We start from the raw sequence: 11,707 nt of genomic DNA, 5'->3' as shown, positions 1-11,707 counted from the left end.
ACGGGTGATTTCAGTCCAGGCCATCGTGATCTCCATCGAATCTCGCAAATCCGACAGAATCACAACCTGCTGAAATCACTCAACTCTTTTTGGAACGGACACTTACAGGCATGCGCAGGACGCGCGAAGCCGCTCAAATCTCCCCAGATGGGTCAGCCATCGAAGACCGGCATCACTTGCCCGTTGAGCGGCTATACGATAATGCTCCGCGCTAAGCAGGAAGCGCCAAAAATTCGAGCGGCGACTTCATTCTCCTATTCAGGAAGGAACTATGAGGCGGCAGACGCGACCATTCACCGTGGAAGTCAAACAAAAGCGCAATTATCAAAAATCCGCACGTTCCATCTGGGGCAATTTCGACATCGCCGCGGCGATGGCCGAGACAACAAAGGAAGTCGAGCCGTTAAATCGTCAGCTTGTTGACTCTACTGTAGTGGTCCTTGATGCTGAACCTTTGCACGAACCGCGAGTGGAGCATTTCATGGCCAATCCCCTGGACACCGAGTCAGCAGTAGTTAGCGAACCGGCAGACAAAACGGAAACGCCAAAACCGAAGGCGAGAGCGCGGCGGTCGAGGAAGCCAGAAGCTGAGGCGAGCTCGCCTGCCCGCAAGAACGGCGCCAAGCCGATATCCGCGGCCACTGAAGCACCGCCGTCAGCGCGAACAGGCCGAAAGAGCTACTCCGCGAAGGATCGTGCCCAGAAGCTGGCGCAGATCGAGACCTCGATCGGCGGCGGCGCTACTCTCAAGAGTGCGGTGAAGCAAGCCGGCATCTCGGAACAGACATATTATCTTTGGAAGAAGGCGGCGCCGCCGGCGGACAGTGACGGGCTGAAGGATCTCGTCGCGCTCGAGGAAGAAAACAAGCGGCTAAAGAGCCTGCTTGCCGATCGTCTCCGCAAGGAGAATGCGGAACTGAAGAAAAGGCTCGGGCTGGATTAAGGAGGGTGGGCAGCTGGTTCTTGGCTCGCCACCTACAGCAATCCCGCCTGCTCGGCCTCTCGGCGCAGATTCTGCCGTGGCCTTGGGCCGATCTGCTGGATGACCAGCCCGGCTGCCAGCGAGCCGAGATCGCCGCAATCCTTCAGGCTGCGGCCTTGCGTGTAGCCGTATAGGAAGCCGGCAGCGTAGAGGTCGCCGGCGCCGGTGGTGTCGACCAGCTCGCGGATCCTGGTCGCATTGATGGTCACGGTCTCGTCGCCGCGCACGATGACCGAGCCCTTTTCCGAGCGGGTGACGGCGGCGATCTTGCAATCCTTGCGGATCTGGGCCAGCGCCTCGTCGAAGGACGCGGTCTGGTAGAGCGACTTGATCTCGTGGCTGTTGGCAAAGACGATATCGACGGTGCCGGAGCGCATCAGATCGAGGAATTCGTCGCGGTAGCGATCGACGCAGAACGAGTCCGACAATGTCATCGACACTTCGCGCCCGGCGGCGTGGGCGAGCTTAGCCGTCTGCCGGATCGCCTCCTTGGCGCGCGGCGGGTCCCACAGATAGCCCTCGAAATAGGTGACCGCGGCGCCCGACGCCTTGTCGGCCTCGACGTCCTCCGGGCCGAGCTCGACGCAGGCGCCGAGATAGGTGTTCATCGAGCGCTCGCCGTCCGGCGTGACGAAGATCATCGAGCGCGCTGTCGGCGGTTCGCCGTTAAGCGGCCTGGTGTCGAAGGCGACGCCCTGGGCATGGATGTCATGCGCGTAGATTTCGCCGAGCGCGTCGTTGGAGACCTTGCCGAAGAAAGCGGCGCGACCGCCGAAGGAGGCCACGCCCGCCGCCGTGTTGCCGGCGCTGCCGCCCGAGGCTTCAATGGCCGGGCCCATGCGGCTGTAGAGCAGTTCGGCGCGCCTCGTGTCGATCAAATTCATCGCGCCCTTGATGATGCCGTTGGTCTCCAGGAACGCCTCGTCGCACTGGGCGATGATGTCGACGATGGCATTCCCGATACAAAGCACGTCATAGTCCGGCATCAATTCATGTCTCCGCCAAAAACCCACCGGCTTTCTGCCACGCCGGGCGCGGGCGGGTCTGGCCAGTGGGAATGGGCTTTCCGCTTGCCAATCCGTTCGGCGCCAGCCCTCACGGGGCGGCAAGTCCTGCCTCGCGACGCAATTCGTCGGCCCTGTCTGTCTTCTCCCAGGTGAAGTCAGGCTCTTCACGGCCGAAATGGCCATAGGTCGCGGTCTTGCGGTATATAGGGCGTAAGAGATCAAGCATCTTGATAATGCCCTTCGGTCTGAGATCAAACAACTCAAGAATGAGGCGCTCGATCCTTCTTTCCTCAACCCTCGCTGTCCCGAACGTGTTGACCATGACAGAAACCGGACTGGCCACGCCGATTGCGTAAGCAAGCTGCACCTCGCAGACGTCCGCAAGTCCGCTAGCGACGATATTCTTTGCGACATACCGGGCCGCATAGGCAGCTGAGCGGTCAACCTTGGACGGGTCCTTGCCCGAAAAAGCGCCGCCGCCGTGACGACCCATCCCACCATACGAATCGACGATGATCTTGCGTCCAGTGAGACCGCAGTCGCCGCGCGCCCCGCCGACTACGAACCTCCCCGTCGGGTTGACCAGAATTCTGATGCCTTCCGTCTCCAGGTGGGTCGGCAGGACAGGCTTTATGATTTCCTCAATGACGCCCTCGCGGACCGTCTCTTGCGAGACCTGCTCGTCATGTTGGGTCGATACGACGATGGTATCCAGGGCGACCGGGCGCAACCCCTCATAGCGCACTGAGACTTGGGATTTCATGTCAGGACGCAACCAGCCAAGCTGTCGTGCTTTCCGGACATCTGCCTGTCGTTTCGTCAAGCGATGAGCGAGCTGGATCGGCAAAGGCATCAAGGTATCGGTTTCGCGGCATGCGTAGCCGAACATGAGGCCCTGATCTCCCGCTCCCTGCTGGAGGTCCTGCCCTCGTCCCTCGTCAACGCCCTGGCTAATGTCGGGCGATTGCTCGGTGAGTGCATGAACGACGGAGCAACGCCGGCCGTCAAAGCCGACGGCCTCATCGTCGTATCCAATATCGAGAATCGTATCGCGCGCAACTTGGCTATAATCCACCCGCGCATCGCTGGTAATCTCGCCAGCCAGAACGACTATCCCTGATTTTACCAACGCTTCACAGGCGACGCGCGCCTTGGGATCGGTGCGGAGGATGGCATCGAGGATGGCATCCGAGATGTTGTCGGCCAACTTATCCGGGTGTCCCGCGCCAACCGATTCGGAAGAGAACACGAACTGCCTAGCCATGAAATGCCTCGTTTCGGGTGTTGGAGTTGTATGGGGCATTTTGCTTAGCCCACCTTGCGCTGTTGGTGATGCCCGGGACCTCGAACGCAGCGCACAAATCGGCAACGTCTCTTCGCACGCAGGCATGGAGATCTTCGTCATCAGGCCGCCGGAGGACGCAGTCAATGAAGCCAGCAATTTGCACCATTTCCACATCGCGCATGCCGATGGACGTCACTGCTGCGACCCCAAGCGAATTCCGCTTGTGACCGCCGGATCCCGCGGGTCGCCAGGCACCATTTAAAGTTCGTAATGATGCCTGCCTTCGCTAACCGCTCGGCATAGGCCTTGCCTGATAGTGGTCGATCGCGAAGATCAAGGATCAGCATGTGATTGTCAGTGCCCCCGGTGACCAGGTCATAACCTCGGTCCAGAAGCGCGTGGGCCAGAGGCCGCCAAGCGAGACCGTCCGCAAGTGTCGGGCGGCGCGATGGCGCCGTCGGCGGAGTTGTCCATGGTGGTTTCGCGCTCCAATTGGATCTATTTCACGGTCAAGCATGCGATCCCCTTCGACGGCGCGTCTTGTGTCGCTTCGAGCCGTTGAAGGTCTCGTTTGTGATAGCCATCGCTGTGGGGCAGGAGATCAACCAACAACTGAACCAGCCCGCCGTCCTTACCTGCTGCTTTGAGATGGTACGAGCACCACGGGCGTTGTTCGTTGCAGTAGAGAAAGTCGGCTCTGGCCAGCAGCCGGACGTGTCGTACAACGTGCTCACGACGCAGACCCAGAATCTCCGCTAGCTGGCAGACAGTTAGGTCCGCGTGCGCGCAAAGACCTAGGATTCGAAGGCGATCTAAATGCGCTGCCGTCCGTAGGCGACTGACCAGTGTCAGCATTGGTCAGGACCAAGCCACTTGGAAAGCCTAGGCACTCGTCCTACTGAATTTGTCATTTCGCGTTCTCCACAGATGTTGCGGCTTTCGAACCAAATTATATGGTTGATTGTCCACCGACCGGACAATGTCGGTGGCCGTGAAGATACTGTTTTGAGCCGATATGGCTGTGTCGAACAAACAAGATGGGCGCTCTTCTTGCCATTGCCTTTAGCCGAAATTGCACGCAGTTCGGCGGGTCGGAGAATAAGCGGCGCCACGGTTTGGACCCCACTGACCTCAGACGTTGCAATAAGCCTACCATTCACAGCGAACCGGAGTTGCTAAGAGTCAATGAATTTCCTTGAAGGATCTGTTGCAACGTTTGCCCAGCCCGCTCGTGCTCCCGGTTTGCAGCGGTCAATCTCGAGCAGACTGACCGTGATGCAAAGATGACAAAGAAAGTTCCCTTTCAATCCGATCTTCTTCCGGCGCCAAGGGATACGGCCTGTCCCCTTGTAGTAAAGCGTAGTGAGAAGATTCCATGTGCGGTCAGCTTGATCCTGGATTTTACGCTCGCTGGACTGCTTGATTTTGCGGGGAATGGTGACCCTATCGTCCAGCACGTCCTACCAAACGAGCTGAGCTCAAGGAGGCTCATGCCGTCGAATGGTGAGATTTTGCGAGGCTCATCGGCTTTGAAATATGTGTCGATCAAGTGCCGCATATCAGCCTCGTAGGCCTTCAGATCGAGGCTTTCGTTGCTGGCCAGACGCACAGTGTCCCGCGCATTCAGGTAATGCTCGACCTGTTTCTTGATGCGGGCAACGTGGGCGTTGTTGTAGCCTGCGGCATCCATTTCATCCGCGATATTAGCATACGCCCACAGCAGCCCTGCGGTTGCCTTGTACAGGGCCGCGCGCTGAGGTTCACGCTATTTAAGGTCTGACGCGATTTCGGTGTTGCCGCAGAAGAAGTGGATGTATTTCCAGTTCTCCTTTCGGCGGCTCCACACGCTCGCAAAGCAGGACAATGCGTTCCAGGGCTTGATCGAGACATTCTTTTCCTTTTTTCAGACGGTCCTTGAGCAGCACATCCGGAGCCGGCCCGTCGTCGGAATGATCAAGTTCCGACGTATAGACCGCGATCGCATTCTCAATCTTCTTGAACAGGCCCTTGTAGGCGACGATATAACCGAAATCCTTGTCCTCGCCGTCAAGCCGATTGGTCCGGCAAATCGCTTGGAACAGGCCGTGGCTCTGCATAGACGTGTCTATGTAGACATAGGTGCAGCGCATCGAAAGCTGTGAGCAGCTTGTCGACGACCACCAGCAGCTTCATGTTCGCCGGCTCCTTGGTGAAAAGAGCCTTGGCCGCCTCCTCGTACACCTCGGTTTTGGACAAACCGCCCTTGGCCTCAACGCCCTTCAGCAACTCGGTGTAGGTGTTGTAAATGACCTGCCGGTCGGTATCGGTGTTGGCGCCCGTCCCTTCCTTTGTGATGTCCTGCGCATTCGGATTGTACGATTTGATCAGGGCGCACTTGTTGCGGAACGGGTCTTTTGAAAAAGCTCGAAGTACTTGCAGGCTTCGTAGATGCTGGAGGCGACGAGAATTGCGTTGCCGCGTTCGCTTGACAGGCGGGGCTTCACGCTGAAATCGAAGACGATGTCGCTGACGACACGATCCATGCGGGATCGCGAGCTGAGCACGTTTTACATCGTGCCCCATTTCTTTTTTAGCTCATCCCTTTGCCAGTCATTCAGGGCCTTGGTTTTGGCATCGAACCACTGATCAATTTTGTCCTCTGAACCCAGGCGCTGTCCGGGGGCCGAGCGTCTCAGTGCCGTTTTCGCGGAAGGCTGACAGCGCCAAATCTTCCCGCCGCTCAAACAGCCCATAGAGGAACATTTCCACAGCATGCACGGTCGCTATGGCAGCAAGCCGCCGATTATTGGCGCCGCCTTCCAGCTGCAGCTCTTCTGCCTTGCGGAAGAAGTCGCGCGCCATCAGGAGAAAGCCATCGACCTGCGGCAGCATCTCGTTTTGGCGCGCGAGATATTCAAGCACCAAGGCCGCGACAAAATCCTCTGCCCACGGCTCTGCCTGCCAGCCTCCCAGCACGGTCTGACCGGAGACCAGCCAGGCATCTCCAGCCGCCAGCACGTGGGGCACGTCATCGACAAAATCAGACCGGCGAATAGCCTCCATCGCGAGTGTCGTGGCGATGACCTCGGGATCGTCGTCGCCCGCGTCGCGCGGAAGCGCGCCTGTGTCAGGAATAACTTGTGTGATCAGCCATGACACGGCCTTCCGAATTGCGTCGTGGTAGCGGTCATCGCCAAGCCGCTGAAGGGCGACTGTCGCAAGGGCCGTCGCGCGCAGGCCGGGCCGGGGAACCCCTTCTCTAGTTTCATTCCAGTAGCCCCCACCCTCCTGGCGGCGCACGAGGCGATCAGTCAGGACCGCAATTTCCCGGCGCAGATCGCCGATAAGTTTCGGGCTTCGCGAACAGCGCCAGAGTGCGTAGCCGATATCTTCAACCGGGGCGGCGGCTTCTCCCTCGCCAGTGCCGAGCGCGATCATATGCGATGCGCATTCGGCCAGCGCGCCGTCAAGGCGCCCCGCTTCCGTCGCGCTGCCGTAAAGGTCCAGGAACCACGCCAGCGAATAAGACCAGTCGGCAGGCAAGTCCTGCCCATTGTGATCCCTTGCGACGACGGCCACGACGGCGTTGTGGCCTTCGGGCGTGCGGGGCTCTATCCCAAGGATCGGGTATAATTCGGGTGTCGGCTGCTGAAGGATACGCGCCGGCACGAGCGACAGTGCTTTCTCCAGCGAGGGAGGAAAATCCTCCAGTTCTTCGGCCAGTTCGGCAGCTTCTCTCCTTCGTCCCTCGCGGCGCGCTTCTACATATTCTGCCGCAACCACGGCAACGGTGCGCTGCGCCCGTTCAGCGGTGCTGGTGGCAATCAGCTCGGCCGGAATGTCACCATCCTTGATCGCCCAGTGCGTACGGTGCTGTTCGAACTGTTGAATGCCCAGCCGGTCCGCAATTCTCAACACCGCTGACCGGTCGAGAAAGGGATGTTTCGGATCGGGCTCGAAGGTGAAGGCCAGTTCGTGTCCGCGCCGAACGATATTGCGTATGCGGCTGTGCCGGACCACGCGCGCGTGCGGGCCTCCCGCCCCGACTTCGTACATCAAAAGCGCCGGGATTTCCTCCAGCCGGCGCAATGTTTCAGGGCGCGAGGTCGATAGCCTCGGCCTCGGCGCCGCTAGATTCCTTGAACCGGTCAATGGTTGACGTGAACGGCGGCGTTTCCCACCACTCGCCGTGGCTCGAGACAAGCAAGTTAAACATGGCACACCACCGACCTCACGCCGCCTTCTCCATAGACCACTTCACCCGTTCGCCGAGAAAGGCGGCGAACGTTTTCACATTCATATTGCCGCTCGCCTCCTCCAGCCCTGCGAGGTAGGCCTTCCGGTCATCGACTCTGACGACTGTCCAGGGGTAACCGCCTGAAGCCAGCATCGCGTTCATGAGGAACCGCGCCATTCGTCCGTTGCCGTCCGGATAGGGGTGCACATAGCCCACAAGCCAATGCCCCAGCACGGCACGCACGGAGGCCTCCTTCTCCGCCTCCAGCAGGTCGAACAGCTCATTCATACCATCGGCCACCGCTTCGGTACGCGGCGGCACGTGCTGCGAGCCGCGCAGGTACACAGGGTGATTGCGATATCCCGCAAGCGCGCTGGCTTTGAGGATGCCGGCGGTCACTGACGGCGCGAACAGCTCCCGGTACCACTCCCGGTGAGTGTCCCGCGTCAACGCGCCGGCTGGCTTGCCGTTGATGATCGCGGCAACAGAGTCTTTGACCTTCTGGAATGCGAGGTAGTAGCCACGCGCGGCAAGCGCATCTCGGTTCTTGCGGTCCTCTTCATCAATCTCCGGATTCCAGCTCCCCTCGCGCACCCGGTCGATGAGTTCCGGGGTGACGCTGTACCCTTCTATCGACAGCGAATGGTAGGCGTCGCTTTCGTAGATATCCTCGACGAACTTCATATAGGCGTCTTTGTCGGACGGCAGTCCGGGTGCCTTCGGGAATATCTCGATGATGGCTTCGCGCTGCGATTGCCAGATCGCGCGCAGGCGGGCGACCAACGGCGGTACGCCCGCCGCAATAGTTGTCACTCCAATTTGTCCCGCGAACGGATCGGATTCGCGCACGTCATAGCCGGCGGCTTTGAAGGCGGCCACGATTTCATCGGCAAAGGAGTCGCGTCCTACGCGACGGAAGGCCCCCGCAAGCCGTCCCGCCACGGCGGAATGGCCGCCATCAAGCAGCAGAGCCAGGACGGTTGATACGTCGCGCACCGACGCCATGGCGATCTGCATCTCGATAGGGGCGCGCTGGAAGAACGCTTCCGGCACCCGGGTAAGGGCGGCCTCGACAGTGAACACGCGCTGGCCGTTTTTCTCTGTCAGTTCGGCCGGCATCTCCTTGACCTTGAGGTCATAGAGCGAAGTGCCGAACAGCAGGTCGATTTTGTTATTCGTGCCTTTGGGGGTGTTCACCACCACCTGAGGCGGAATAGTGGGCGCTTCCGCGTGCAGAAGCAGCGACTGCTCCGGTGAGAGGAACCAGTCCTTGCCGAACCGGTCATTGCAGTAAAGGGAGCAGAACTCCCAGAAGCTCGCGTACCAAGGGGTGGTGTCTTGCTGCCGTGCCTGCGGGCCGGTCGACATGAGCCAGCCTTTGATAACATCGCGCAGGAACCCGTTCTGCAGCAGCCGCTCCCGGTGGACGCGGGTCAGCTTATCTGATTTGAATATGCGCCGCCCACCCTCCTGCAGCTCTTTGAGGCCGGCCAGTGATACAGCGAGTTTTTCATGGGGCTTGGCCATGGCCGTGCCTTTGCAAGTTTTTAGAGCTGTGCGATTACAAGTATATAGTGCTGATAGGCGACAAGTCAATGATGCTGTGGAGTTGCAAGTTTTTTTAGTCGTGCGACAACAAGTTTTTTATGCGATAATCGGCAAATGCGATCGTTTCCATAGCCGCACGAAGGATCGTTACCCGGATGGGCCGAGACCCAGCTCCCCCGCAGGCTACGCAGGGGCTCGGGGCGAGCCTAGAGCCTGGCCCTCCGAAGCGCTTCGAAGGAGGACGCGCCTCTAAAAAACTCGCCCGTTGTGCATCGTGGGTACCCGTAAACGCGAATTCTCAAAGGAAAGACGCTCCTTACCTCTCCCTCCCGCCACGATCATCACGGCCGCGCCCGCGCTCACTACGCCGCGACGCCCGCGAGATCGCTGCACGCATCTGATCGGCCACCAGACCGGGTTGCAGATGAAGGATGTCCGTGACGCTGTCGTGTGTTTGCACCGTCACCGCAGTGACGGCAAGGCAGCTGCGCACGCCCATGGAGGAGAGCGTCTCGATATCGCGCGCGATTCCGGCACCCCCAACTGGAGTCCGATCCGCCGACGACAAGTACATGCGATGCCTGCCTCAGCGCCCTTTCATCCGTTAGAATGAGCGTTCGAAACGCAGGATTCCGCCGACACTGCTCTTCTTGTTGGCGTTGGTCCAATTCATGTTGGAAGCGCCGTCCACCTTGCCGACGGCGAAGTTACCGTATCGGCCATAGTCGAGTTCCGCCGTAACTGTGAAATCTGGAAGAAACGCATAGGCGACGTTTGCAGCGACACCATGGTTCTTGAGCTGATCACCGGAGAGCTGAAGGTTGAACGAAGTTGTCTCGTTGGGCTTGTAAGTGGCGCCAGCCCAGAAAGCCCAGTTCCCGCCCCAACTCTTATAGAAGCCGCGACCATGAGCGTCGATGGCGTTCGTGGAGTCGTCGTTGAGCTTGCCGTTGGAACCGTAGCCGAGCATTCCGAACAGCAACAGTTCGTTGGTGACATTGATGTCGACACGGACCTTGGCGGCCACCGATTCGTAGTTGCTATCATAAGCGGCAACGCCGGTGATCGCGCCCCAGCCATGTGTGTATTTCAAGCCGCCGACTACGTGCGGTGCGTAGCTGTCGATTGTGCCGACCACGCCCGAGCCTTCTTCGAGCGAAACCACGGCCGAAAAGCCGTTCCCGACGTCGAAGTAGTACTGAACCACATTGGTATCGAAAGGGCCGTACGGAACCGGCGTCTGGTTGAGTACGTCACCTGCGCCGCCAATAAACATGTCGAAGGCCGACCAGTCCTTACCAACTCGGAGGCCACCAAGCTGAATCCAGGCGAAAGTCAAAGTGCTGTCTCCGTTGAAGGCATAGGGCCGAGAACTGTCCGAAACCGAAGCGCCGCGGTTGCCGAAGTTCATGCGGGTTTCGGTGTAGGTCTTCAACGTGCCGAGTTCGGTCTCCTGGCCGGTCCAAGTTTTCAATGTGAAGCGCGTGTTGTTTTGCCATGTGCCCTGATCCTCACCAGTCCTCACATCCGAGGTTCTTGCGTGATCAACCAATCCGACATGGCCCAAGCCGACGTCGTAACGGACATAGCCGCCGATGCGTACGCAGGTCTCAGTGCCTGAAATGTAGACGTAGCCCGAGCCGTAGACGTCGCAGATTTTAACGTACTCAGTCGGGTCAGGCTCGGCAACGGCGGTCACGGCGCGAGCGTCGGAAACGGCAATCAGTGCCGCAGTTGAGCCGAGGAGGAGGCTCCTAATGTTCATTGTTGATCTCCGTTCAAAGAGTAAAAGGAATGGACGTCAGTGATGAAGTCGTGCTAAGGAAACAGTCGATAACGATGCGCATTGAGTTGAATTTGAGCAGTTTTGATGCGCTCGTCACGCCAGATATTCATCAGAAATTGAGAATATGATTGGGTGTTATTGTTACAAATATGCGATTGTTATTCCAAATATAATAATCGCCGAAACGACTCCATCCAACATTTCTGTACAAATCATCCCCGTCATCTCCGCTAGTTGTGGGCGGGCCGTCACAAAGGCTTCTACTGCAAATGACGTGCCATCCTGACGACGCAGCTGCGGCTTGAAGCTCAAGTGTGCCGGCGGACCTTGGTTCGCTCTTCCTTCCTTTTTGCCTTGCGGATCAACCCAAGCACGAACGGCAAACGTTTCGGCTACGGTTCGTCTGTTCGCTTCGCGACAGTTTCGTTCAATGGCGACAGCTTTGTCTGCTGTGAGCCCCGACGTTGAGACATCATGCGGCGGCACCGCTCGGTACGACGCCGTCATTTTGGCGAGCGCGATGATCGGTAATCACGCGCTGACGCGCAGCCTTGCCTCCACCACGGAGTCAGTAGGCGCGCCGGCCTTGGCATTGCGGCCGACCTGACGGTCGCGTCGAGCAGCCTCTCGTCCTGATAGACGGCGCGCCACAGCTAATGCTTCTTGCCAGCAATTCACACAACGAGCTCATCGAGATGCCAGAGATCACTATGGGCTGCGCTAGCTGGCGAGCAAAGTCTGGTCCCAACGCCGTGTTATCTCGTTGGATGCGGCAGCCGCGCTCAGCAGAATCTACTCGACCAGGCGCAGGCTGAAGGGAAGGGATGGTGGAACCAAACGGTGCGCGTGAGGGTCGCGGCGGGAACAGCCATGGCCAGTCGCT

Annotated in this window: 7 protein-coding genes and 3 pseudogenes; 1 reads left to right on the top strand and 9 read right to left on the bottom strand. The window is 59.1% G+C overall.

Translation table 11 applies throughout. From position 1 onward, the window contains the following. Positions 1–271: 271 nt before the first annotated feature. Positions 272–943: a transposase gene (locus NKI85_RS29085; protein ID WP_352779618.1), complete on the top strand. Its 672-nt coding sequence runs from the start codon at positions 272–274 to the stop codon at positions 941–943. Between the two features lie 32 nt (positions 944–975). Here the strand turns inward: NKI85_RS29085 and NKI85_RS29080 are convergent, their stop codons facing one another. The 9 genes and pseudogenes from NKI85_RS29080 to NKI85_RS29035 all read right to left on the bottom strand — a co-directional run bounded on the left by NKI85_RS29080 (position 976) and on the right by NKI85_RS29035 (position 10,803). Then, on the bottom strand, positions 976–1,968 hold the full coding sequence (locus NKI85_RS29080) for an adenosine kinase (protein WP_352458263.1): 993 nt from the start codon (positions 1,966–1,968) through the stop codon (positions 976–978). 109 nt (positions 1,969–2,077) lie between these two features. Further along, positions 2,078–3,253, bottom strand: coding sequence for a methionine adenosyltransferase (metK, locus tag NKI85_RS29075; protein WP_352779617.1), 1,176 nt, complete (start codon positions 3,251–3,253; stop codon positions 2,078–2,080). 61 nt (positions 3,254–3,314) lie between these two features. After that, positions 3,315–3,687 (bottom strand): annotated as a pseudogene (glyA, locus tag NKI85_RS29070) (serine hydroxymethyltransferase); the annotation flags it as partial. An 890-nt stretch (positions 3,688–4,577) separates the two neighbouring features. Then, positions 4,578–4,964 (bottom strand): hypothetical protein, encoded by a 387-nt coding sequence (locus tag NKI85_RS29065; protein WP_352610601.1) that lies wholly within the window; start codon positions 4,962–4,964, stop codon positions 4,578–4,580. 79 nt (positions 4,965–5,043) lie between these two features. Next, positions 5,044–5,836: pseudogene (locus tag NKI85_RS29055) on the bottom strand (type I restriction enzyme subunit R domain-containing protein). A 63-nt stretch (positions 5,837–5,899) separates the two neighbouring features. Further along, entirely contained in the window at positions 5,900–7,309 is a 1,410-nt protein-coding gene (locus tag NKI85_RS29050; protein ID WP_352779611.1) for a prenyltransferase/squalene oxidase repeat-containing protein, read from the bottom strand. Between the two features lie 175 nt (positions 7,310–7,484). Further along, complete coding sequence (locus NKI85_RS29045) at positions 7,485–9,017, bottom strand: Fic family protein (protein ID WP_352779609.1); 1,533 nt, start codon at positions 9,015–9,017, stop codon at positions 7,485–7,487. A 400-nt stretch (positions 9,018–9,417) separates the two neighbouring features. Continuing rightward, a pseudogene (locus tag NKI85_RS29040) lies at positions 9,418–9,628 on the bottom strand (bifunctional hydroxymethylpyrimidine kinase/phosphomethylpyrimidine kinase); the annotation flags it as partial. Positions 9,629–9,642: 14 nt separating this feature from the next. Then, positions 9,643–10,803: a porin gene (locus NKI85_RS29035; protein ID WP_352779608.1), complete on the bottom strand. Its 1,161-nt coding sequence runs from the start codon at positions 10,801–10,803 to the stop codon at positions 9,643–9,645. Positions 10,804–11,707 lie beyond the last annotated feature (904 nt).

It is taken from the genome of Mesorhizobium sp. M0571 (assembly GCF_040320985.1).
Classification (GTDB): domain Bacteria; phylum Pseudomonadota; class Alphaproteobacteria; order Rhizobiales; family Rhizobiaceae; genus Mesorhizobium.
The sequence above is the reverse complement of the archived record's forward strand: the minus strand, read 5'-3'. Positions and strand labels throughout refer to the sequence as shown.